22 protein-coding genes are annotated in these 22,885 nt (G+C 58.9%); 13 read left to right on the top strand and 9 right to left on the bottom strand.

Annotated elements, in window-relative coordinates:
- Nucleotides 1-99: 99 nt before the first annotated feature.
- From trpE to sS8_RS11835, 6 genes are all read left to right on the top strand, one after another.
- Nucleotides 100-1,590 carry an anthranilate synthase component I gene (trpE, locus tag sS8_RS11865; RefSeq protein WP_119629829.1) on the top strand — a complete coding sequence of 497 codons (1,491 nt, stop codon included), beginning with the start codon at nt 100-102 and terminating at the stop codon, nt 1,588-1,590.
- The gene (locus tag sS8_RS11860; RefSeq protein WP_119629828.1) at nt 1,587-2,174 is read left to right on the top strand and encodes an anthranilate synthase component II; all 588 of its coding nucleotides are present in this window, start codon (nt 1,587-1,589) and stop codon (nt 2,172-2,174) included. The genes trpE and sS8_RS11860 overlap by 4 nt, the downstream gene beginning before the upstream one ends.
- A gap of 9 nt (nt 2,175-2,183) precedes the next feature.
- Nucleotides 2,184-3,212 (top strand): anthranilate phosphoribosyltransferase, encoded by a 1,029-nt coding sequence (gene trpD / locus sS8_RS11855; protein WP_119629827.1) that lies wholly within the window; start codon nt 2,184-2,186, stop codon nt 3,210-3,212.
- Nucleotides 3,205-4,008: an indole-3-glycerol phosphate synthase TrpC gene (trpC, locus tag sS8_RS11850; protein WP_119629826.1), complete on the top strand. Its 804-nt coding sequence runs from the start codon at nt 3,205-3,207 to the stop codon at nt 4,006-4,008. Before trpD ends, trpC begins: the two co-directional genes overlap by 8 nt.
- Before the next feature lie 924 nt (nt 4,009-4,932).
- The gene (locus sS8_RS11840; protein ID WP_119629824.1) at nt 4,933-5,742 is read left to right on the top strand and encodes an inositol monophosphatase family protein; all 810 of its coding nucleotides are present in this window, start codon (nt 4,933-4,935) and stop codon (nt 5,740-5,742) included.
- Between the two features lie 463 nt (nt 5,743-6,205).
- The gene (locus tag sS8_RS11835; protein WP_119629823.1) at nt 6,206-7,498 is read left to right on the top strand and encodes a L,D-transpeptidase family protein; all 1,293 of its coding nucleotides are present in this window, start codon (nt 6,206-6,208) and stop codon (nt 7,496-7,498) included.
- Between the two features lie 608 nt (nt 7,499-8,106).
- Here sS8_RS11835 and sS8_RS11830 read toward each other — a convergent pair.
- From sS8_RS11830 to sS8_RS11790, 9 genes are all read right to left on the bottom strand, one after another.
- Nucleotides 8,107-9,540 (bottom strand): nitrous oxide reductase accessory protein NosL, encoded by a 1,434-nt coding sequence (locus sS8_RS11830; protein WP_119629822.1) that lies wholly within the window; start codon nt 9,538-9,540, stop codon nt 8,107-8,109.
- Nucleotides 9,524-10,060, bottom strand: a complete 537-nt coding sequence (locus tag sS8_RS11825; RefSeq protein WP_119629821.1) for a peroxiredoxin family protein — start codon at nt 10,058-10,060, stop codon at nt 9,524-9,526. The genes sS8_RS11830 and sS8_RS11825 overlap by 17 nt, the downstream gene beginning before the upstream one ends.
- Nucleotides 10,057-10,560 carry a nitrous oxide reductase accessory protein NosL gene (locus sS8_RS11820; protein WP_119629820.1) on the bottom strand — a complete coding sequence of 168 codons (504 nt, stop codon included), beginning with the start codon at nt 10,558-10,560 and terminating at the stop codon, nt 10,057-10,059. Before sS8_RS11820 ends, sS8_RS11825 begins: the two co-directional genes overlap by 4 nt.
- A 14-nt stretch (nt 10,561-10,574) precedes the next feature.
- Nucleotides 10,575-11,564, bottom strand: coding sequence for a hypothetical protein (locus sS8_RS11815; protein WP_232020645.1), 990 nt, complete (start codon nt 11,562-11,564; stop codon nt 10,575-10,577).
- Nucleotides 11,565-11,566: 2 nt separating this feature from the next.
- Entirely contained in the window at nt 11,567-12,247 is a 681-nt protein-coding gene (locus sS8_RS11810; protein ID WP_119629818.1) for an ABC transporter ATP-binding protein, read from the bottom strand.
- A gap of 3 nt (nt 12,248-12,250) precedes the next feature.
- Nucleotides 12,251-13,501 (bottom strand): ABC transporter permease, encoded by a 1,251-nt coding sequence (locus sS8_RS11805; RefSeq protein WP_119629817.1) that lies wholly within the window; start codon nt 13,499-13,501, stop codon nt 12,251-12,253.
- A complete protein-coding gene (locus tag sS8_RS11800) occupies nt 13,485-13,796 on the bottom strand; it encodes a hypothetical protein (RefSeq protein ID WP_170161054.1) in 312 nt (103 codons plus the stop codon). Before sS8_RS11800 ends, sS8_RS11805 begins: the two co-directional genes overlap by 17 nt.
- A gap of 263 nt (nt 13,797-14,059) precedes the next feature.
- Nucleotides 14,060-15,466, bottom strand: a complete 1,407-nt coding sequence (locus sS8_RS11795; protein WP_119629816.1) for an urease accessory protein UreH domain-containing protein — start codon at nt 15,464-15,466, stop codon at nt 14,060-14,062.
- Nucleotides 15,467-15,944: 478 nt separating this feature from the next.
- Entirely contained in the window at nt 15,945-16,373 is a 429-nt protein-coding gene (locus sS8_RS11790) for an FxsA family protein (RefSeq protein WP_119629815.1), read from the bottom strand.
- 47 nt (nt 16,374-16,420) lie between these two features.
- Here sS8_RS11790 and cutA point away from each other — a divergent pair, with 47 nt between their 5' ends.
- The 7 genes from cutA to prmA all read left to right on the top strand — a co-directional run bounded on the left by cutA (nt 16,421) and on the right by prmA (nt 22,883).
- Nucleotides 16,421-16,750, top strand: a complete 330-nt coding sequence (gene cutA, locus sS8_RS11785) for a divalent-cation tolerance protein CutA (protein WP_119629814.1) — start codon at nt 16,421-16,423, stop codon at nt 16,748-16,750.
- Nucleotides 16,729-19,059, top strand: a complete 2,331-nt coding sequence (gene dsbD / locus sS8_RS11780) for a protein-disulfide reductase DsbD (protein ID WP_232020612.1) — start codon at nt 16,729-16,731, stop codon at nt 19,057-19,059. The genes cutA and dsbD overlap by 22 nt, the downstream gene beginning before the upstream one ends.
- Complete coding sequence (locus sS8_RS11775; RefSeq protein WP_119629813.1) at nt 19,056-19,574, top strand: TlpA family protein disulfide reductase; 519 nt, start codon at nt 19,056-19,058, stop codon at nt 19,572-19,574. The genes dsbD and sS8_RS11775 overlap by 4 nt, the downstream gene beginning before the upstream one ends.
- Nucleotides 19,575-19,711: 137 nt before the next feature.
- On the top strand, nt 19,712-20,155 hold the full coding sequence (gene aroQ / locus sS8_RS11770) for a type II 3-dehydroquinate dehydratase (protein WP_119629812.1): 444 nt from the start codon (nt 19,712-19,714) through the stop codon (nt 20,153-20,155).
- 3 nt (nt 20,156-20,158) lie between these two features.
- Nucleotides 20,159-20,608: an acetyl-CoA carboxylase biotin carboxyl carrier protein gene (gene accB, locus sS8_RS11765; protein ID WP_119629811.1), complete on the top strand. Its 450-nt coding sequence runs from the start codon at nt 20,159-20,161 to the stop codon at nt 20,606-20,608.
- 50 nt (nt 20,609-20,658) lie between these two features.
- Entirely contained in the window at nt 20,659-22,005 is a 1,347-nt protein-coding gene (gene accC / locus sS8_RS11760; RefSeq protein WP_119629810.1) for an acetyl-CoA carboxylase biotin carboxylase subunit, read from the top strand.
- Nucleotides 22,005-22,883, top strand: a complete 879-nt coding sequence (gene prmA, locus sS8_RS11755) for a 50S ribosomal protein L11 methyltransferase (RefSeq protein ID WP_119629809.1) — start codon at nt 22,005-22,007, stop codon at nt 22,881-22,883. Before accC ends, prmA begins: the two co-directional genes overlap by 1 nt.
- Nucleotides 22,884-22,885: the final 2 nt, after the last annotated feature.

The following is a 22,885-nucleotide window of genomic DNA, read 5'->3' as shown; positions in this document are numbered from 1 at the left end:
CTCGAACGCAGATCGGGTTAGGCCGGATGGCCCTGGCCCGGTGAATGGTCTGTTGGGTTACGCTTGGCTAACCCGCTCTACCTGAATGGATAAAGCATCATGACGCCCGAACGATTTCAGCAGTACGCCGAACAAGGCTACAATCGCATTCCGCTTGCCCGCGAGGTTCTGGCCGACCTCGACACGCCTTTGAGCGCTTATCTCAAATTGGCCGACGCGCCTTATTCCTATCTGTTCGAATCCGTGCACGGGGGCGAGCAATGGGGCCGTTATTCCATCATCGGCCTGCCGTGCCGCACCGTGATCCGGGTGTGCGGTAATGAAATCATGGTCGAGAAGGACGGGCGCATCGTCGAAGCGCAGCAAACCGGCGATCCGCTGGACTGGATTCGGAGCTACGGCGCACGTTTCAAAGTTCCGCAGATCGAGGGCTTGCCCCGCTTCACCGGCGGGCTGGTCGGCTATTTCGGCTACGAGACGATTCATTACATCGAGCCCCAGCTGCACTGCGAGAAGCCCGATCCGATCGGCGTACCGGACATTTTGTTGATGGTGTCGGAGGAGTTGCTGGTCTTCGATAACCTGTCCGGCAAGCTGCTGGTTCTGACCCATGCCGATCCCTCCGAGCCGAATGCCTACCATCGGGCGCAAGACCGCCTGGAAAATCTGGTTCAGGGGCTAAGACAAAGCCGTTTGCCGGCGAACCGGGGGCAGGGGGTGGAGAAACAGGTCGACGAAAGCGACTTCATCTCGGGTTTCACTCAAGAGGGTTTCGAAAACGCCGTGCGAAGGGTGAAGGAATACATCGTCGAAGGCGACGTGATGCAGGTCGTTCTTTCCCAGCGTCTGTCGATTCCGTATTCCGCTTCGCCCATGGATTTATACCGTGCCTTGCGCTGTCTGAATCCCTCGCCTTACATGTTTCACCTGAATCTCGGGGATTTTCACGTGGTCGGTTCTTCGCCTGAAATCCTGGTGCGCGTCGAGGACGAGACCGTCACCGTCCGGCCAATCGCCGGCACGCGGCGGCGCGGCAAGACCCACGAGGAGGATCTGGCGCTGGAGCGCGAGCTTCTGGCCGATCCCAAGGAACTCGCCGAACACCTGATGCTGATCGATCTCGGTCGCAACGATACCGGGCGGGTGGCGGAGACCGGCAGCGTCCGCGTCACCGACAAGATGATCATCGAGCGTTATTCCCACGTCATGCATATCGTATCCAACGTCACCGGGCGCCTGACCAAGGGCAAGGACGCTTACGACGTACTGGCCGCGACGTTCCCGGCCGGGACTGTCAGCGGCGCGCCCAAGATCAGGGCCATGGAAATCATCGCCGAGCTGGAACCGGTCAAGCGCGGGATTTATTCCGGCGCGGTCGGCTACATCGGCTGGTCCGGGAACCTGGATACGGCCATCGCCATCCGCACCGCCGTCATCCGCGACGGGACCCTGCATATCCAGGCGGGAGCGGGCGTGGTGTATGATTCCGTCCCGCGTAACGAATGGGAAGAGACCCTCAATAAAGGGCGCGCGGTGTTTCGCGCGGTCGCCATGGCCGAAGCCGGGGTCGAGGGAGGGCGCAGCTTATGAGATCCCGCGTCTTGATGATCGACAACTACGATTCGTTTACTTACAACCTGGTCCAGTATCTGGCCGAGCTGGGCGCCGACGTGGAGGTGGTGCGCAACGACCAGATTGACGTCGAGGAAGTCGAAACGTTCGCCCCGGACAAGATCGTTATTTCGCCGGGCCCCTGCACGCCGAAAGAGGCGGGCATCTCGGTGGATACGATCCGCCGCTATGCGGGCAAGTATCCCATCTTGGGCGTTTGCCTCGGGCATCAGAGCATCGGTTATGCATTCGGCGGCAACATCATTCACGCCAAGAGTATCATGCACGGCAAGTGCTCGATGGTGCACCATCGGAATCAAGGCGTGTTCCGCGGTCTGAACAATCCGTTCCAGGCAACCCGTTACCATTCCCTGGTCATCGAGCAGGAAACGCTCCCCGATTGCTTGGAAATCACCGCCTGGACCGAGGATCGGGATGGCAAGATCGAGGAAATCATGGGGGTCAGGCACAAGCAGCTGGCCATCGAGGGCGTGCAATTCCATCCGGAATCCATACTGACGGAGCAGGGCCACGACCTGCTGCGGAATTTTCTGAATCGCTGAGGGTTTTCGATGGAGATACCAGTCGTCCTGCAGGCTTTGCTGGATCGGAAAGATCTCGGCGCATCGCAGATGCGCAAGGTGATGCGGACCATCATGAGCGGCGGCGCCACACCGGCGCAAATCGGCGCGTTCCTGGTTGCGCTCCGCGCCAAGGGTGAAAGCGTGGAAGAGGTGGTTGCGGCAGCCAAGGTCCTGCGGGAGATGGCCACCAAAGTGCCGGTCCGGGGCGAGCACCTCATCGATACCTGCGGTACCGGCGGCGACGCCAACCACACCTTCAATATCAGTACCACGGCGGCGTTCGTGGTCGCGGCAGCCGGCGGCAAGGTGGCCAAGCACGGCAATCGCTCGGTTTCCAGCCGTTCCGGCAGCGCCGACGTGCTGGAGGCGGCAGGCATCAATCTCGATCTGACGCCGGACCAGGTCAAGGCCTGCATCGATCGAATCGGTCTGGGATTCCTGTTCGCCCAGCGCCATCACGGCGCCATGAAGTACGCCATTGGCCCGCGCCGGGAAATCGGGGTGCGGACCTTGTTCAATTTGCTCGGACCGCTTACCAATCCGGCCGGCGCGTCCAATCAGTTGGTGGGTGTCTTTTCCGACGTCTGGGTGGAACCGCTGGCGGAAGTGCTGCGTCAGCTCGGCAGCAAGCACGTGCTCGTGGTGCACGCCGAGGACGGGCTGGACGAAATCAGCATAGGCGCGCCTACTCACGTCGCGGAGCTCAAGGACGGTCAGATCACGACTTACACGCTAACGCCCGAACAATTCAAGGTCAGACGCGCGCCCTTGAGAAAGCTGACGGTCGACACCGCCGCCGCGAGTTTGAAGATGATGCTGAGCGTACTCGACAAGGAACCGGGCCCGGCCCGGGACATTACCGTCCTCAACGCGGGGGCGGCGATTTATGCGGCCAATCTGGTGGACAGCCTGGAGGAGGGCGTCGAGTGCGCGAAAGCGGCCATCGACGACGGTTCTGCCCGGCGGAAGCTGGACGCCTTGATCGAATTCAGTCAATCCATCGCCACTCATGAATAATCCCCCCGATATCCTGCAAAAGATTCTGGCCCGCAAAGCGGAGGAAATTGCCGAACGCCGTGTGCGCACGCCGCTGGATGAAGTGCGTCGACAGGCGCGCGATGCCGATGCGCCCCGTGGATTTGTCCGGGCTTTGCGGAACAAGGTCGACGACGGTGCGGCCGCGGTGATCGCTGAAATCAAGAAGGCATCGCCCAGCAAGGGCGTGATGCGGCCGGATTTCCGCCCGGCGGACATCGCCCGGAGCTATGCCGATCACGGTGCGGCTTGTCTCTCCGTACTGACCGACCGGGATTTCTTTCAGGGCTCCGAAGAATTCCTGCAACAGGCTAGAAGCGTTTGCCGGCTGCCGGTGTTGCGGAAGGATTTCATGATCGATCCGTACCAGGTTTTCGAGGCCCGCGCGATCGGGGCGGACTGCATTCTGCTGATTGTCGCCGCCTTGAATGACGGGACCATGCGCGAACTCTCGGACCTTGCCGCCGATCTCGGCATGGACGTGCTCGTCGAGGTTCACGATGGGTCCGAACTGGAACGCGCTTTGCGCCTCGATCTGCCCCTGATCGGCATCAACAATAGGAATCTCCGTACTTTCGAGACCCGCCTCGACACCACGTTCGACTTGCTGAGACGAATTCCCGACGATCGACTGGTGGTGACCGAAAGCGGCATTCATACGCCGGAGGATGTGTCTCTGATGCGTCGGCACGGCGTCCATACGTTTCTGGTCGGGGAAGCCTTCATGACGGCGGAGGATCCGGGCCTTCGTTTACAGGCCTTGTTCGCGTCGAGTTGAAGTTCGGCGGCGGCCATGCCGAGGCGAATACGAGTCGAATCGGACGATCAGCGGCCGCCGGGCCGTGCCGATTTTGCCGGAAACGGCCTCAACCCTGAGGAAGGATAGGGGTTTCATGCTCAATCCGGCCGACTGTGACACGGCATAAATCCAGTGCGTAGGCCGTGCCACCCTATAGGTCGGGAATCCTTCCCAATCGCAAACGGTCATCCGGGGAGCGCCCGAATGACCCTTCCAATCGCAAACGGCGTCTTCGGGAGCGCCGAAGCCGCCCTTCCCGGCGCCCGGCCTCAGTCGAGCGTATTCGTCGGCAAGGGATTGCCGACCGACTGTTGCACTCTCGTTCCACACAATTTTATGGCATGTACTTTGTCCCTCTCGCTCCGGACCCCGCTCGCCAAAGCGCCGTCTCCCTCGGAGAAAGGCCGCGATTGAAGCGACCGTTTGCACTTGAAAAAGTAACAAAATTTCCTTTTGGCCTTGCCCCGGCACGTAAAGCTCCCGGTTCAAGGCTGCAGTGAGCAGAGCCTTTCCGGTCTGCCGGGCTCATCGGGAATGCCCGGTTCTTCTCGCTACATGACTCGTTCCAGAGAAGGCTGTTGGGAGGTGCTCGATAGTGCAAACGAACTGTACCTGGTTCCGTTACATGTTAGGCTATTAGCACATAAGTCCTCCGGGAAGAGGACAAAGCCGTTAAGGATGCTTTTTCAGAGTTTCCTTTACGCAATCGACGGATAGAAGACGGTCTTATTGAAGAGGAAATCCCGTTTCGATCCCTTACGTTGTACTCTCCGAGAAGGGGAGAGAGTCTCCGGCTTCGCCGCATGGCGATGGAGGGCCGGAGCGGGAGTAATCGATAGGCGCCTTTTAGCAAGACGTGGTTATTGAACATTCATGCATTGAGCCCACTGAGGGATAGCCTTCATGCTTCCTCATTTTGACGATTTGGTCACACTGGTCAAAACCGTGGCCCGTGAGGAATTGCTGCCCCGGTTTGCCGGGACCGAACGACGATTCAAAGCTGACGGCAGTGTCGTGACCGAAGCTGATCTCGCCGTGCAAAAGCGGCTGACCATCCGCTTGCGGGAACTCTATCCGCAGTTCGAACTGCTCGGCGAGGAAATGGACGCCGAGAGGCAACACGAATTACTGGTGCAAAGCAACGCCGGGCTTTGGTGCCTGGATCCCCTGGACGGGACCAGCAACTTCGCTTCAGGTTTGCCTCTTTTCGGTATTTCACTCGCCTTGCTTATCGAACACCGGCCGGTCTTGGGAGTGGTCTATGATCCGATCCGCGACGAGTGCTTTACCGCGCAACGCGACCGCGGCGCCTGGCTGAATGGCGTGCGGCTGCGGGCTCGTCCCGCGGGGCTGCCGCTGCGGCGGAGCCTGGCCGTGGTCGATTTCAAGCGTCTCGGGCCGCTGGCGGCGAACCTGGCCTCGCGTCCGCCCTACAGTTCGCAGCGCAACCTGGGTTCGGTAGCTTTGGAATGGTGCTGGTTGGCAGCCGGCCGATTCCACGTTTACTTGCACGGCAAACAGAAGCTTTGGGACTATGCCGCAGGCGCGCTGATACTGTCCGAAGCCGGAGGCCATGCGCAAACCTTGCTGGGTGAGCCTATCTTCACGCCGGAGCTGCAGGCGCGTTCGGTCGTCGCGGCCGGCGATGCCGGTTTGTTCGAGGAATGGAAGACCTGGCTGGGCAAGCAGTCGCGCAACACCGCTTCGCTCTGATTCTGTCCTCTCGGCCATTACCGCGGCAGCCCGCTGTCGCGCTCCGACAGCTGTTTCGCAAGTTGCGAAATCTCATTGTTCCCCGATTCTCCGATATGGTCCGATCGTCGCCGTGAGCCCGGTCGATCAACTCAGCTTAGATTACAGTTCGATTACGGTATATCCTATCGCCGCCGCTTGAAGTAAGGGAGCGGAAGGGAAGCCGTGCCGCCGGTTGTTGCGTTGCATTGTACTGTCGATCATTCAGCGGTCGATTGGTGTGGGCATGGCGCTTGCATAAACGGCTATTTCGGCCAAATGCGGAGGGATTAACACCGTGAGTGATTCCGTTCTTGTATGCCATGGCGAGCCCTCTCCGGCTCGTGCGGTGCACGCCTGCGATTGCAATCGCAAACCGGAGTTTGGTCCACCTTTTTCAACTGAAAACAGGCAGCTCGGGAGCGCCGGGACGAGCCTAGGCCGAATGCGCTTGCTTCTGCTCGTCGCTTGCGCCGGACTTCTACACGCCTGTGCCTGGTCACCTTTCCGCTTGGCGGATCGGCATCTGGCGCATCGGCCTATGCTGGAAGACATCGAGCACAACCGCTTTGCGTTGGGAAAAAGCGACAGTGTTGTCGGGCAATTGGCGACAGTACAGCTCGAGAAAGGCGATTCTCTTCCGGATGTGGCCCGGCATTTCGGCCTGGGTTTGCAGGAAATCGCGGAAGCCAATCCGGGAACCGATCTTTGGGTGCCGGAGTCGGGGCGCACCCTCATTCTGCCTATGCAATTCGTGGTTCCGGATACGGTCCGGAAAGGCCTCGTGGTCAATCTTGCGGCGATGCGCCTGTTTTATTTCCCGTCCAAAACAAGCGGCGAAGTGATTACCTTTCCGGTCGGCATCGGCCGCGAAGGCCGCTCGACGCCGACCGGAGAAATGTCCATCGTGCGGAAGGCGGCCCATCCGGCATGGTATGTTCCGGCGTCCATTCGCAAGGATCATGCCCTCAAGGGGGATCCTCTTCCGGCCGTGGTGTCGCCGGGCCCCGACAACCCGCTCGGTGATTATGCGATGTATCTGAGTCGTCCGAGCTATTTGATTCATGGTACCAACAAGCCGTACGGCATCGGGCTTCGCGCCAGCAACGGTTGTGTCCGCTTGTATCCGGAAAATATCGAAGCGCTCTACCGGCAGGTTCCGGTCAAGACGCCGGTACATATCGTCAATCAGCCTTATTTGGTGGGCTGGCGCGACGGAGAACTTTATCTGGAGGCCCATAAACCGCATGAAGAGCTCGATGGTAAGCGGCTCAAAAAAGCGCTGATGTCTGAGCTCAAGAAGATCGAAAAGAAAGCAGGGCGAAAATTGGATTTACCGCGGATCGAGCGGATTTTGAGCGAGGCCAGGGGTATTCCAATACCCATTTTCGAGAACAGCGACAATCTCGATCAGCTCGTCAGTAATGCGGTGGCTGTGAAATATCCGGATGAGTTGTTCGGTCAGCCGAAACCGCCGGCGATGACCGATAGGGGCTGGTACATCACGGCGCTGGAGTCCGGTGACGAATTGAGCGCCCGTCGTATGGCGGCGGTGCTGAATCATCAGGGGCCGCAAATTCCGGCTCGGGTGGTGCCCCTGGCCAATGGACGCTTTAGAGTGATCGCCGGTCCGTTCAAGAGTAGCAGGGCGACCAAGGAGGCGGCGAGGCGGATGAAGATCGATTTGGACATCACGGGCGATATCGTGTCGCCGAAAGAGCGCTTGAGTCTCAAATAGGACTCGTCCGCGCGGCGATGCAATGTGAGGACGGGGGCGCGCCGGTGTGTAAGCCCTATGTTTTGGACGCTCTCATTAAGTTGATTCCGTTCATGCATTTCGGCAGGCTCGGGAGAGCGTTCGACAAGCCTGTCCTGAGCTTGTCGAAAGGCCTGTCGAAGGACTTAATCAGAGCTTCCCTAGGGGTGATACGCTCTATCGGTCGTAGCTCGGCAATCTTTTCCCGACGTCATGGCCCGGTCGAGCGTCTTCGTCGGAAAGGGATTGCCGACCTACGACCGTGCACCCTGTAGCTCGGGAATCCTTTCCCGACGTCGCGGCCCGGTCGAGCGTCTTTGTCGGCAAGGGATTGCCGACCTACGACCGTGCGCCTTGTAGGTCGGGAATCCTTTCCCGACGCCGCACCCCGATCGAGCGTCTTCGTCGGCAAGGGATTGCCGACCTACGACCGTGCACCCTGTAGCTCGGGAATCCTATCCCGACGTTCACGCTCCGGTCGAGCGTCTTTGTCGGCAAGGGATTGCCGACCTACGACTACGACGTGTATCGTGACCGCCAAGCCCGTTTCTACAAGTGCTGTTCACTTGACAGTCGGCCGAAAAAAGATATCAGAACTCCGGCGGCTTACGATAAGTCCAGGTAACGGCCAAATTACCGAAAAAGCCGTCCCCCAGTTGCACTTGGTCGAATTCCCTGCGGGGATTGTTGAGCACGACGTGCTTGGTGTTCAGATCCTCATAAATCGGCAAGCCGACCGACCCGCGCAGCTTGAAGTTTCCGCCGAAAGCGTTGAGAAAGCGGTAGTCGAAGACGAATGCCAGATTGGTAGTGGTGCCGCCGCTGTTGCCGATCTTGTAGCCGCGGTCTTCGCTTTTCTCCGTGTAGCTGGCGTCCATCTCGATACCCACCATCAAGTCGTAGTTCGGCGTATAGTGGAAGGCCGCGCCGACGGTGGCGACGTCGCCGAAGGCGAAGTTGTTGTCATTTTCCGGGTTGACGGTGTAGAGGGCCGAACCGTGAAACCAGAAATCCTTCCAGCGCTGCGAGTAGAGCAGTCCGCCGGTGAAGGTGGCGGTATCTTTGCCGAGCTGTAGAGCGGGACCGGTCGAAACGAGGCTTTTGCGGGCCACGGGATCCGGGGCCGCTCCCCGCTCGCCGTCGAACTGTCCCGTCGGCAAGGTGGTGCCGAGCAAAATGGTTCCGAATTTGTCCCAGCGGGTGCTGCGCCAGAAGTTATAGCGTCCTTCCAGGGTGATGTCGCCGATGCCGTTTTCCTCGCCGACGGTTTCCCGGACGCTGGTGGGCGAGGTTCTGACCAAAGCCTTGGTTCTGCGTTCGAACCAGGGGACGTTGACGAAAAGAGAGAGATTATCGGTGGGCGAGTAATTGACGATCAATGCCTGCTGATGCGCCTGTACTTCTTTCGGAGCTCGCGGCTGGGTTCTGTTGCTCTTGATGAACTCGCTGGGGTCGGTACTGTTCGAGCCCGCTTTGACCTGGTCTTTCTGCATGTAGCCATAGACGGCACCGATGCTGAAGGCCCCCGCTCCCGGCGTTACCGCGGTGCGGATACGGAAGGGTGCGGTGGTCCCTACCGGCGAGACATCCTGGTAGGCGATCCCGAAGTCGATCACGTCACCCCCTTCCTTTGCAGCGAATGCCTCGGCCTCCTCCCGGTTGGCGAAAGCGATATAGTTCGGAACCATGTCCGGAATGACACGGCTGCCGATGACATAGGTGGCGTCTTCGGCATCCACCAGCTTGCCGGAGACCCAATCGTGCACTTTTACTGATTCGAAGGCGGAAAGTCCTCCGGCATCATCGACTTCACGCAGCATGCAGGCGACGCCGCAGGTGTATTTTTTCTTGCCGTCCTTGTAAACGAGCTCGGCGGCGCTCTTAAGGTATTGGTCGATGTACATGCCGCAAACCCGGCAGCTCTCGCGCTCGTGCGGTTCCTCGGCCGCAACCGCGAGCGATATCAGCAGGAGCTGGCAAAGCGCCAGAAACGGTACCGGGCTCAGTCTAGTAGGTGCCATCATAAAAATCCCCTTTGTATAGCACTGTGGTCAGAAGCTTTTCGAAGGTGTCGATCCCGGCTTCGCCGGTGATCTTTTCCCGCACGATACCTTCTTCATCGAGTACCAGGGTGGTCGGCAAGCCGACCACGCCGAACTGCCGGGCGACTGTTCCGTGCTCGTCAACCAGCATGGGGAAGGTGACACGCTCGAATTTCCGGAACCGCTCGTCCGTCGCAATAGGCTGGCTTTCGTGGATGGCCACGGGAAGGAAGCCCTGGTCTTTGTATTTCCGGTAGAGGTCTTCCAGCGCAAGGACGACATCCTTGTTGCAATGGGAACAGTCCATTGCCCAGAAGCGTATTAGCGTGACCTTGCCTCGGACGTCCTCTGGCAGCGTCACGGGATTTCCCTCAAAATCGGTGAGTGTGACGACCGGCGCCATATCGCCGATCTGTAGGCCCGGCCGTCGGTTATTGCAGGCGCCGAGCAAGGTCACGATCAGTACGGCCGATAGCAATCGACCCCAATATTGGAGCGTCATGAACGCCGGTCCAGCGATTCGATGATGGCCGGGGTCACGTCCTGAAAGCGCAGGATCTTGTTGCCCTTGTGATCCTCCAGAAATTCCTGGGCGGACTCTTGATCCTTGAACGGGAGCAATTCATGACCCATGGGGCCCAGCACGTCCGAGCCGATCACATAATATGCCGGCTTGGCCTCGATCAGTTCGACTTCGTAATAATCCGTGACATAAATGTCCGCGATTTGGTCCGCCGTCCTCCCCGGCGTGTATTTGGACGTGTCGAAGATATGCTTGAACATATCCTTGGCGCCGTCGTAGAAATACGAGGTGCCGTCCTTGAAAACGATCTGCGCCACCCACTTCGGATATTTGTAGACAAACATGCCGCAGACCGGACAGCGGTCTGTCTTCTTGAGCACCGCCCTTCCTGCTGCGTCGGCGACGGAGCCGGAAACGAGCCGCAACACACCCAGTGCCGCCAGGGCGCGTAAACAGTTCCTTCGGGATCGGTCGGTCATGAGGGTTACCGTGCTTACATAATGAGATTGGAGATCGCGATTCGATAGGTTACGACGGATGCGAAAGCCGTGTAGGACACGATCGAGGTCAATGCGAGTCTTCTCAGCAGCGATGGTATTGCCGAGCGCAGGCTTGCTATCCCGCGGAACGGGACCAGGACGGCGACGCCCGCGCCGGCGACCACGGCGCTGAACAACAGGATGTATAGCAGATAACCGATGTAGTTATATTCCTCCATGATGATGCAGAACGGGCAATGGTGGGTCGGTAGCTCGTAGATATAAAGCGAAATGCAGGAAATGATCGCCACTATGGAGACGAAGAAGGCCACTACCGCCAAAGCGGAATAGACATAGCCGCCTTTTCCCCGAAGATAGAAATAAATGCCGGAGAGCAGCGCCGCGGCAATGCTGATATAAAAAGCCCAGAGCGTGGGTAGTGCCGGCAAGGCCGCGATTTCCGACCCTAGCCCCTCGACCCGTTCGCTGCTGAAAAGGCTGCCGCAGCACGAGGTGATGACATTGGCGTCCAGCTTCAGGAAATAAGCCAGTTCTAAGATCGTTTCGGCCACGATGAACGGGGCGATGACCGCCAGCAGCAGGTATTTCTTCCTGATGAGCGGATAATCGTAAGCCTGGTTGTCGGCGTGGTTGAGAATCAGCCAGAGTCCTGCCAGCAGAAAGTTGCCGACCTTCAGGATCAAGGTCGGATAACCGAAAGCATTCACGCTCAAGGCGCCTGCGGCACACATGGCGCCGACGAACAGCGGGTACAGGGTGTCGGCGGTGAACACGTAGAGAAACAGGGAAATCAGCTGCAGCCCGAAGGTATAGGACAACAGCGTCGACACGAGGTAGGTCCGCCGCTCCAGGGTCAACTGCAATTCGCTGCCGCTTTCGATGTTCCAGTGACGATAGATCTGCATACCGTAGTAAGCGGAATAAACCACCATCAGGCTCACCGTCAGCGCCGCGATGATATTGGCGATCACCGCCGGATGCATGATCACGACGTGTCTCCTTCGAGCCGGCCGTCCCGCAGATGGACCACCTCGTCGACGACGCCGGCCTTGTACACCAGGGGATCGTGGCTGGTGATCAGGACCGTTTTGCCGTCGCTCTTGAATCTCTCCACGATGTCCAGGAACCGGTGGGAGAGCTGGGTATCCAAATGAGCGGTCGGCTCGTCGGCGATGATGACGGACGGATCGTTGATCAAGGCCCGAACGATGGCCACCCGCTGCGCCTCGCCGCCGGAAAGCCATTCGATGCGCGACTGCGCCTTATGGGAAAGTCCCAACCTGCCGAGCAGATGCGTCGCGCGTTCCTTCAGCGGGCCGTGCCGTTCGCCCAGGGGATAGGCGGGCAGCATGACGTTTTCCAGAGCCGTGATTCCCTTGATCAGATTATGCTGCTGGAAGATGAAGCCGAAGGTCTTGCGGCGAATTTCGGTCAGAAAGCGTTCCGGCAAGCTGGTGATTTCGCGACCGCTCAGTCTTACCCGTCCGGAGGTGGGGCGCGACATGCAGCCGATGATGCTGAGCAGGGTGGTTTTCCCCGAGCCGCTGGGGCCGGTCAGCACCGTGACCTTGTTCGAGCCGAGATTGAGGCTGATGCCGTTGAGCGCCGAATACTCGCTCGGTTTGCCGGAATTGAACACTTTACGGATGTCGACGAGTTCGATCATGGCTCACTCTCCCGTATGACGCATGGCGGTGTCGGGATCGATGGTCGCCGCCCGCCAGGCCGGGACGATGGTCGATACGGTGTAGGGAACCACGGTGAGGAAGAAGAGGGTGGTCAATTGCTCGGCACTCACGAAAGGCATCAATTTGAACTGCGGATACAGGGTCGACCAGCCTTTCAAGGCCGGTCCGAACACCAGGGAATGGGTGAAGAATACGTGTATGTAAGCGAGGATCACGCCGGCGAGAAATGCCGTTAGCGAAATGACCGCGCCTTCCCAGAATTTCATGCGGATGATGTCCGAGGTTTCCCAGCCTATGGCTTTGAGTATGCCGATTTCACGCCGTTCCCCCGCGCTCAGCCCCGACGCCTTGTCCCAGGCGAAGATCACGAACGCCAGGACCGCCGCGGACAGGATCACGATCATCATGCCGCCGCGCCAGTTGAAAATGGAATCGTAGGTGCGGAGTATCTCGTCCCGAATGATCGGGCGGGAATCGGGAAACATCCGGGTGATCTTGGAAGCGATCGTGGAAAGTTCCTCCGGATTTCTGACCGAGACCGCCAAATCGGTCACCTGGTCCTCCGGAATGCCGAAGAGCTTGCGGAAGTCGAGCTCGCTCATCAAGATCATGTCGGAGCTGACGAGTTCCGACGCGGACGAAAACGTGTCTTGGATTTTCAATGGCATCCCATCGCCGGCCGGGGTGCGGAACAACATGAATTCGCCCTTGCCCGCTTGCCGCAAGCGGGCGATGCCGTTGCCGACGACGATGTTTCCGGAGCCGATGGCTTCGGCGCCGACCTCGGGCATGGCAGGCCCTGCGCGGTCGTGGCGATGCTCCATTACGGTTACGACCGTGCGATCCTGCCCGGACCCGGCCTGTTCCGATGCCGTTTTATCGGGAGGTACCATCAAGGTGTAATTGGCATCGAAGAGCGGATCGAAATAATAGCCCCAGAGCCGTCCCTCGACCGCCTGCACGCCCCGGATGTTCCGGATTTCGTCCCGGTAGCGGAGGGGCATGAGATCGTGCCTTCCGGCGACGACTTTCTGTACGATCATTTCCGGGGACTCCTGGAGAACCAGGGAGGCTTCTTTTTTGATCGCATGGGTAAAGAACATCACCGACGCCAGGATGAATACGATCAGGGCATACAGGATCAGCAGTCCGGTGTTCTTCACCTTGTGCCGCAACAGCGACGACAGGGTGAAATCGATGATGTATTTCTGCTTCTCAATCCAGCTTTTCATTGATTTTCCGAACGCCTTCCGGTGCGCCCAGGAACGAGCCGGAGGGGAAATGCTCCAGGGATAAGGGGTGGTCCTGAAAGGGGGTGCTCAAGTCCGCCTGAGAGAGGTGCCGCGTGTAGCGGGCTTCGGTAAACAGACACAGGTCGGTGAGACCGAGTGCCTTGACCAAGGCCCGTTTTTCGCTCAGTTCCGGCGGTTGTCCCCGGGTGGAGAGCGTGCCATGCGCCAGCAACATGCCGAGTAGGGCCGATTGGGCCGCGATGGCCGATAAGAACACAGTCGATTTTCTTGCCATTTCCCTTGGTCGTATGTTTCCGGCCGCGCTGCTCCCGCTTCGAGCTACGCTTCTTCTCCCGCGGCAGCCAAAGAGAAGCACTCTAAGGTCAGGCAATAGCCGTGCCGTCTCGGATAGCCTGCTCCGAATCGCATTTTGCCGATGCTCATGACACTGGTTTCGAAAAAGGGTGCGTGAAATCCCATATTACAGTGATGGAAATGCCACGGTTCGACCCGGGCTGAAGCCGGTCCCGTAACGTTCGATCGGTACGTGATCTCGGTTCATTCAAGCTGGGGACCCTCCGGCCGCTCGTCGCCGGTCTTTCGTCCGGCGTCTTCCTGCACGATGAAGCTTCCGGGAATCATCCCCATCCAGCAGCTCCAGGGAATCACACCCGTCTGCTGCGGCGTGAATTCGATCACTTGTTCGCCTTTTGCCACATCGAATTCCAGCCCCAGCGAGGGGACGATGATGCGATGGTTGCAGTAGTTGAGTTCTTTCCCTTCGATGATCCATTTCACCGGAACGTCTTTTTTCAACACGAACGTGTCGGGTTGAAAGCCGCGCTTATTGACCTCCATGCGGATCACCTGGAATCCGGCCTCGGGTTCCGTGGCATCTCCGGTCGTGGCCATGTTGTCCAGGCGCGCCGCAGCCCGCGCCGCGAGGGTCCTGAAATCGTAGCCGGAACCGCTCATGATCAGGCCCCGATTCAGCATGATGAGTCCGAGTGCCATCACCAGAAAGGCGGAAGCTTTCAACAAGCCGCGTGTGGCCTGGGCGGAAATCAGGCTGGTCAGCACCCCGAAGCCGAGCAGGATCGGCAGCGTGCCCAGCCCGAAGACCAGGAGCAGCTTGGCGCCCTCGACGAAGCTGCCGGTCCCGGCCGCCATGATGTACATGGCCTGAAGCGGGCCACAGGCGATCATCAGACCGTTCAGCAGGCCGATCACGAAGGGGCTTTTGCTTTTCTGCGTTCTGCCGTAGACGAATCGGTTCAGGAAGCGCGGTATCCGGATGTGGACGCGGCGGAGGATCTTGAACCAATCCAGCATGTTGAGGCCGAACAGGATGAGAAAGACGCCCGCGGCTATGGCGGCGATCCCCCGGATTTCCGGCGTGAAGGCAATGATCGATCCGAGCAGTCCGAATAGACCGCCGATCAAGGTGTACGACAGGGTCTTGCCGACGCCGTACAGGACGTGAGACAGCAGATAGGAGCGCTTGCCGGTCGCGGCGATGCGTGCGGTGTAGCCGACGACGAAAGCGCCGCACATGCCCACGCAATGAAAACCGGTGACGAAGCCGATCAGGAACAGTAGGCCATAGCTCATGCCGCGGTCGAATTCCGGCAGGTCCATGCGCTCGGCGAGTTGATCGCCGTGGACCAGGAGTGCGACGATGGCCGAGAGCGCGAGCAGAACGATCAGCAGTCGTCCGAATGTGCGCAGCAGCGATGGCCCCTCGCTCTGTGGCGGAGAGCATTGGTAGCCCAGACCATCGATGGTTTCGATGATTTTTCGGGGATCGCTTCGGGCGGGGTCGAAGGTAACCGCGGCGGTTCCGGAGTCAAGATCTGCCTTGACCCTCTGGACACCGCCGAGCTTTGCCACCGCATCTTCGATCGTCGTTTCGCATCCCTGGCAGTGCATTCCGCCGATGCGGAATTTCCGGGTTATCATCGCCATTGAATAGCACCTGGTGAGGAATCTTAGCGCGTCGCCCACGGGGGCCGGCAGGATTGACCGATATTAGGAAAGTTTAATATTGCTGTTGCAAACTTGCGTCGTTAAAACTCCGAAGGTAAGCCTAAATTGGGAAAGTTCCGGAAAGGAAGCTCTGAATAAGTGGATTTCGTTCATGCCTTTCGACTGCGCGGAGGAGAGCGTTCGATAAGCCTGTCCTGAGCTCGGTCGAAGGACTTACTGTGCGTAAAAGAAAGTAAAGCTCTATTCGATTCGCCCTCACCCCATCCCTCTCCCAGAGGGAGAGAGGGCTCCTGTGGCTTTACTTTCTTGTCTGTTGGTAATTCAGATCTTCCGTAAAATAGCGGAGCTATCGGTACCCGTCAAAACGAACCGGCCGCAAAATGTACGCCTATCGACAAAAGTGTTCTTCGATACGCCGGGACAAAAAACGGCGAGAAAGGGTGAGGCGCGTCAGGGTTCAGTCTTCACGCCTGAATTCGCCTTCTATGGTATGCCGCGTTTCGTGCGTCGCCTTTCCGCCGGGGCGAGCAACGGCGTTTTCGAGTATGCGCTGCGCGATGCGTTTTCGGGTTATCGGCAACAGGCAGAACAAGGCCAGGAAATCGCTGACGAACCCGGGTAGCAGGAGCAGCAAGCCGCCGGCGGCTATCAGGCCGCCCTCGATCATCTCGCGCGCGGGCAACTCGCCTTGCGCCATGGCTTGCTGCACGCGGAACCAGGTGGTCCAGCCCTGTACTCTCAAAAGAAAGGTGCCCAGCGCCGCAGCACCGAGCAGGAGAAATAATGTCGGGAAAAAACCCAGCGAGCCGATGAGTTTGATCAGCAAATAAATCTCTAAGATGGGTAAGCTCAACAGTGCGAGCAATAACCATTGACCGATGTTCATTGAATCCTCATGCGTTTAAAATTCCTATCAATTCCGTGCTTTTTGCCATGTCTACCCAACACTGTCTAGTTTTGTGCACTTGTCCGGACGCGAGAACCGCGGAAGCGCTGGCCATGGCCCTGATCTTCGAAAGACTGGCCGCCTGCGCCAACATCGTCCCCGGCCTGACGTCGATTTACGCTTGGGAAGGGAAGATAGAGACGGCCCAGGAGCATCTCCTCCTGATCAAGACCGAAACGGCATCATTCGACGCCTTGGAGAAATTTCTCCGCGAAAAACACCCCTACGAACTTCCGGAAATCGTCACGGTCCCTATACTGCACGGTTCGACCGCATATCTAGATTGGATTAGTGAATGGCTGCATCCCAAAAATTGATGGACCGTCCGGGCGATCTCTCCCGGAAAGAAGTCCACGTCCCGATCTTCATTCTACAGAGTCGTTTTGTTATGCCGCAGTTCCGCGAATTCGTTTTTCGGGCGTTTTTCGTCTTTTTGTCGGTCTGGACGGGTACGGTTTGGGCCATCGGCAGCGACGAGCTTCTGCCGCCGGAACAGGCTTTCCGGGCATCGGCCAAGCTCGAAGGCGATGAGGCCTTGATCGGATTCGACATCGCCGACGGCTATTATCTGTACCGGCAAAAATTCAAGTTTGCGTCCAAGGACGCCGGCGTCGATCTGGGGGAGCCTGTTTTTCCGAAGGGCGAAACCAAGCACGACGAGTTTTTCGGCGAGATGGAAATCTATCGCGGGCACCTCGATATACGCCTTCCCCTGGTGCGCCGCGACGCCGGCGCCGCCCAGCTGGTTCTGGACGTGACCTCGCAAGGCTGCGCCGACGTCGGGGTGTGCTATCCGCCGTACAAGCAGACGCTCAAGGTGCACTGGCCTGCGAGCGGTGCCGGCGGCGCGGCCGATTCGCTCGGAAAGCTGGCCGAAGCGTTCAAATCGCTGGGCGTCAAAACCCGGCCGGTCGATTTGCTGCCGCCCGATGAAGCATTCCGTTTCTTTGCCGAGGTCAAGGACGCCAACACGCTCTGGGTTAGTTGGCAGATTGCGGACGGATATTACCTCTACCGGGAGAAATTCAAGCTGGCCTTGCCCGGCGCCAGCGGGGTAACGCTCGGGAACTACCGGATTCCCAACGGCGAACCCAAGCACGACGAAGAGTTCGGGGATGTGGAGGTATTCCATCGTGAAGTCGGATTCGCCGTTCCGCTGTCGCGTGCCGGCGGCGAGCCGGGCAATATTCGATTGCAGGCGAATTATCAGGGCTGCGCCGAGAAGGGGGTGTGCTACCCGCCGATGCAGAAAACCGTCGGCCTGGATTTGCCGGCCGCCGGCGCCGGGACAACGGTGTCGATGGCAAATCCGGTCGTCCCGGTCTCGGAGCAGGATAGAATCGCCTTCGCTCTACAGAGCGATTCCGCCTGGGCGACGGTTCTCAGTTTTCTGGGATTCGGGCTGTTGCTGGCGTTCACGCCCTGTATTTTCCCGATGATTCCGATTTTGTCGGGCATCATCGTCGGTCAGGGCCACACGATCACCACCGGCCGGGCCTTCATGCTGTCGCTGAGCTATGTCTTGGCGTCGGCTTTGGCCTATACCGTCTTCGGCATCTTGGCGGGACTTTTCGGCAGCAATTTGCAGATTCTGTTCCAGAAGCCCGAGGTCATTGTCGCGTTCAGCGCTTTGTTCGTGCTGCTGGCCTTGTCCATGTTCGGCGTTTATACGCTGCAAATGCCGGAATTCATCCAGGCTCGCGTGGTTTCGATCAGCAATCAGCAACGCGGCGGCACCCTCACCGGCGCCGCGATCATGGGCGCGCTCTCCGCCTTGATCGTCGGGCCGTGCGTGGCGGCGCCACTGGCCGGCGCGCTGATCTATATCGGTCAGACCGGTGACGCCGTGCTCGGCGGGCTGGCTCTATTCGCGCTGGGTTTGGGTATGGGGATTCCCTTGCTGGTCATCGGCGCATCGGCAGGCAAGTTGCTGCCCAAGGCCGGAATCTGGATGAATGCGGTGAAGGCCGTGTTCGGGGTGGGCCTGCTGGCAATCGCGGTGTGGCTGCTGGAACGCATTTTACCCTCCGCCGTGTCCATGTTCCTGTGGGCACTGCTGCTAATCATTCCGGCGATTTATCTCGGCGCATTGGAGGCGCTGCCCCATCCGGTTTCCGGATGGCGCCGGCTGTGGAAGGGCGTGGGCATTGTCATGCTGACTTACGGGGTGCTGCTGCTGATCGGCGTCGCTTCGGACAGCACCGACCCACTGCAGCCCCTGCGCGGTATATATCCGACCACGGCCAAGGCGTCCACTCAGTCGATCGCTTTCCGAAAGGTCAGAAATGTCGACGATCTGAGTATGCAAGTAGCGGCGGCCGAAGCTACCGGGAAGTGGGTCATGCTGGATTTCTATGCCGACTGGTGCATCTCCTGTAAGGAAATGGAGCGCTATACCTTCGCCGACCCCAAGGTACAGAGCGCGCTCAGCAACGTGGTATTGCTCCAGGCCGACGTCACGCAAAATTCCGCGGACGATCAGGCGCTCTTGCAACACTTCGGTCTCATCGGACCGCCGGCGACACTGTTTTTCGGGCCGGATCGGGAAGAGCGAAAAACGTTCCGCGTGGTCGGCTACATGGGGGCGGATGAATTTTTGGGCCATTTGCAAAGGGTCTTGCAGTGAAATCGACGAAACTTCTGTACGGATTGCTCGCATTGGCCGCTCTTCTCCTGGGTATTCTCGCCGAACGCTGGATGAGCGGGGGCTCGAGCGTCCCGCCGAGAATCGCGGAACCCGCGTCGCTCAGGGATTTGGACGGCAACCCGCGGGAGATCGCCGAATGGAAAGGCAAGGTTCTGGTACTCAATTTCTGGGCGAGCTGGTGCGCGCCTTGTCGAGAGGAAATGCCGGAGTTCGTCCGGATGCAGACGGAGCTGGGCGATCAGGGGCTCCAGTTCGTCGGCGTCGCCATAGACGAATCGGAAGCCGTACAGGAGTTCTTGAAAGAGACGCCGGTCAATTATCCGATCTTGCTGGGCGGCGGAGGTGCCGTCTCGTGGGCGCAGAGCCTCGGGAACCGGTTCAACGTTCTGCCGTTTTCCGCCGTGTTCGATCGCGACGGCCAGCCGGTGGATGTTCATGCCGGGCCGTTATCGAGAGAGCGGCTCATGAAGGTCGTCGGGCCGCTGTTGAAGTAGACCTGTCCTCGAAAACGCACTAACTGCGTCGAATATAAGCGAACTCCTTCGTTTGTGGACAGATTTTGCGCGTTTCGGCAAAATAGCCGCGGTTTTTCCGCTTCTGCGGTAATCGGAAACAGGGCTGCTTTCGTCATATGGCAAATATCCTCGTGCTCAATGGTCCGAATCTCAATTTGCTCGGGGTTCGTGAACCCGGCTTGTACGGCAGTCAAACGCTGAATGAAATCAGGTCGAGTTTGGAAGCCAGGGCGCAAGCTCTCGGCCATGGTTTCGACTTCTTCCAGAGTAATGCCGAGCACGAGCTCATTGACCGTGTACACCGGGCGTACACGGAATCCGTCGATTTCATACTGATCAATCCGGGCGCTTATACGCATACCAGCATCGCGCTGCGAGATGCGTTTCTCGCCACCCGCATTCCTTTCATCGAAGTCCATTTATCCAACATTCATGCGCGGGAGCCGTTCCGGAAACATTCCTATTTATCCGATATCGCCAAAGGCGTCATTTGCGGATTCGGCGCGCTCAGCTACGAGCTTGCCTTGACTGCCGCCACACACATCCTAAAAACAGGCTAGAACATGGATATCAGAAAAATAAAAAAGCTCATCGAAATGATCGAAGAGTCGGGCATTGCCGAAATCGAGATTCGTGAAGGAGAGGAGTCGGTACGTATCAGTCGGTACAGTAACATGGTGCCGCAACCGATGCCGGTCCTGCCGCCCGCCTTACCGGTCGCTGCACCGCAGCCCGCCGTAGCGCCGCAGACGTCGGAGGCGGCGGTCGACAAACTGACCGGGCACATCGTCCGATCCCCCATGGTGGGAACGTTTTACCGCTCGCCTTCACCCGGAGCGAAAGCATTCGTGGAGGTCGGCCAGCGCGTGGAGGTCGGCGATACGCTCTGTATCATCGAGGCGATGAAAATCCTGAATCAGATCGAGGCGGACAAAGCCGGCGTGATAGCGAAGGTGCTGGTGGAAAACGCCCAACCGGTGGAATACAACCAGCCTTTGTTCGTTATCGAGTAACGGTCCGTTGCCGTTGCTCCTCGTTCGGCCTATCCACCAGGTGTTTTTTCATGCTCGGTAAAGTTCTAATTGCCAACCGGGGCGAGATCGCCCTGCGTATTCTTCGTGCCTGCCGCGAACTCGGTATCAAAGCCGTGGCCGTGCATTCCGAGGCCGATCGCGACCTGAAACACGTGCGGCTCGCCGACGAGTCCGTGTGCATCGGCCCTGCGCCGTCGAAGGAAAGCTATCTCAATATTCCGGCGATCATCAGTTCGGCCGAGGTCACCGATTCGGTGGCCATCCATCCGGGCTACGGATTTTTGTCGGAGAACGCCGACTTCGCGGAAAAAGTGATCCAAAGTGGCTTCATTTTCATAGGTCCTCGTCCGGAAACCATCCGGCTCATGGGCGATAAGGTGTCCGCGATCGAGGCCATGAAAAAGACCGGTATCCCGTGCTTGCCCGGCTCGGACGGTCCCTTGAGCGAAAATCACGACGAGAACTTGAAAATCGCTCGCCGAATCGGTTTTCCGGTCATCATCAAGGCCGCGGGCGGCGGGGGCGGACGCGGCATGCGGGTGGTCCACAGCGAGGCGAATCTTCCGAGCGCCATTACGCTGACTCGTGGGGAGGCCGCGGCGGCATTCGGCAACGACATGGTCTATATGGAGAAATTCCTGGAAAATCCCCGGCATATCGAGGTCCAAGTCATTGCCGACGGACATGGGAATGTGGTTCATCTGGGTGAGCGCGATTGTTCCACACAGCGCCGGCATCAGAAAGTCGTTGAAGAGGCGCCCGCGCCCGGCATTACCGAGGAGCAGCGGCGCGAAATCGGCGAGCGTTGCGTCAAAGCCTGTCAGGAAATCGGCTATCTGGGTGCCGGAACCTTCGAGTTTCTTTACCAGGACGGCCAGTTTTATTTCATCGAGATGAATACTCGCGTGCAGGTGGAACATCCGGTGACGGAAATGGTGACGGGCTTCGATATCGTCAAAGAGCAGCTTCGCATTGCGGCCGGCGAGGTATTGGCGATCAGGCAGGAGGAGGTTCAGATGCGGGGCCATGCCATAGAGTGTCGAATCAATGCGGAGGATCCGCAAAGTTTTATCCCGAGCCCCGGCGTGATCGAGCAGTTCCATATGCCCGGAGGTCCCGGTATCCGGGTCGAAACGCATATTTATAACGGCTATCGGGTGCCGCCTTATTACGACTCCATGATCGGCAAGCTCATCGCCCACGGCGAGACCCGGAGCGGGGCTATCGCCCGTGCCCGCATGGCGCTTCAGGAAATGGTCATCGGCGGCATCAAATGCAATATTCCTTTGTTGCTCGATATCATCAACGATGCGGCTTTTAATGCCGGCGGGCAGAATATCCATTATTTGGAGCAGAAGCTCGGATTGAAACACTGATGTGGCGTCAGCTGGCGATTACGGTGGACGAAACTTCGGCGGAGCCGGTTTCCGATCTTCTATCGAGCCTCGGGGCCGTTTCCGTCAGCTTCGAAGATGCCGGCGACCAGCCTCTGTTCGAGCCCAAGCCGGGGGAGACGCCGGTTTGGCGGCAGACCAAGGTGCTCGGGTTATTCGATGCCGACGCCGATACCGATCGCATACGGAACTCGGTCGTGAACCGGTTCGGCGAGCGAGTGCTTCAATGTCAGGTCGAGGACTTGGAAGACCGCGTGTGGGAAAGAGCGTGGCTGGATCATTTTCAGCCGATGCGCTTCGGCCGCAGGCTCTGGATTTGTCCGACCGGCTTCGAGCCGCCCGAGCCCGAGGCCGTCAATGTCGTGCTTGATCCGGGCCTGGCTTTCGGGACCGGCACTCATCCCACGACGGCGCTCTGTCTCGAGTGGCTGGATGCTCATGATCTCGAGGGCAAGACCGTGATCGATTACGGCTGCGGCTCGGGAATTCTGGCGGTGGCGGCATTGAAGCTGGGCGCGTCCATGGCGTATGGGATAGATATCGATCCCCAGGCGCTTACCGCTTCGGATGAAAATGCGCGCAAGAACGGCGTGGAGGGCAATCTGGCACTCGGTTATCCACGCGAGTTCTCGGGCTTGCACGCCGACCTCCTGATCGCCAATATCCTGGCGACACCCTTGATCAAACTGGCTGCGGAAATCAGCGAAAAGGTGCTGCCGGGCGGCAGCTTGGCCCTATCCGGCATTCTGGCGACGCAGGTCGACGCGGTGCGTTCGGCGTATGCTTCCGAGTTCGATTTTTCTCTGCCGGTGCTGCGCGAGGAATGGGCCTTGCTCGCCGGTGTCAAGATTCGGGGTTGAAA

Origin of the sequence: Methylocaldum marinum (genome assembly GCF_003584645.1) — a bacterium.
Classification (GTDB): Bacteria; Pseudomonadota; Gammaproteobacteria; order Methylococcales; family Methylococcaceae; genus Methylocaldum; species Methylocaldum marinum.
The sequence above is the reverse complement of the archived record's forward strand: the minus strand, read 5'-3'. Positions and strand labels throughout refer to the sequence as shown.